At 55.2% G+C, this 871-nt stretch carries 1 protein-coding gene; it reads left to right on the forward strand.

Annotated elements, in window-relative coordinates:
- The first annotated feature begins 71 nt into the window (after positions 1-71).
- The gene (locus A6M21_RS02645; protein WP_066666361.1) at positions 72-728 is read left to right on the forward strand and encodes an IS607 family transposase; all 657 of its coding nucleotides are present in this window, start codon (positions 72-74) and stop codon (positions 726-728) included.
- Positions 729-871: the final 143 nt, after the last annotated feature.

Below are 871 nucleotides of genomic sequence, written 5' to 3' on the forward strand. Positions count from 1 at the left end.
GGAGGTAAGAAGCAGCTACTGACAGGTCGATAAGTATTGACAAAACATAACAAAACATTTACCATAAAGTTATGGAACTATTAACCATCAGCAAGGCAGCGAAAAAGTTGGGCGTTCACCCGAACAGCCTGCGCAATTGGGAAAAGCGCGGTTTAATCAAACCCGTCCGTTTGCCCGGCGGCCAGCGCCGCTATTCCATGGACGAACTGAACCGGCTTTTATCCTCCGGCCAGTTATCCAGTGAACCGGAAGCGGTCGTGTTATATGCCCGGGTATCGACCAAAAAGCAGGCCGACGCGGGTAATCTGGACCGGCAAATGGAACAGCTGCGCCAGTATGCCCGGGAAAAAGGTTTTACCGTCAAGGCGGAACTCACCGATGTTGCTTCCGGTTTGAACCAGAAACGCCGGGGACTGGCCAACGTACTCAAGTTGGCCGAACAGGGCGAGTACAAAAAACTGCTCATCGAATACCCGGACCGGCTGGCCCGCTTTGGGTATGCGTACATTGAACGGCACCTGAAATACTGCGGCGTAGAGATAACCGCCATTGCCGAAAAAGAACCGGCGGACGCCCAGGCGGAACTGGTGCGGGATCTGCTGTCCATAGTGACATCCTTTTCGGCCCGGCTGTATGGAGCCAGGGGTGGCAAAAAAGTCAGGCAGGGATTTCGGGAGTTGATCGCGGGAGTGGGAGCGGATGAAGAAGCCGAAAAAGAAACGGATTAACCCGGCCGGCGGCATTAAATACACCGTCTGTGGCGAGTGGTTTCCGGAAAGTTTTCCGGCCCTGCGCAATGAGAAGTGGCCGAAAGGGATGGAAGACCCCCTGGCCACCGAAATGCGCCTGTTCTGCGCCTGCACCCGCTGGG

The organism is Desulfotomaculum copahuensis, assembly GCF_001655685.1.
Lineage (GTDB): Bacteria > Bacillota > Desulfotomaculia > Desulfotomaculales > Desulfovirgulaceae > Desulfotomaculum_G > Desulfotomaculum_G copahuensis.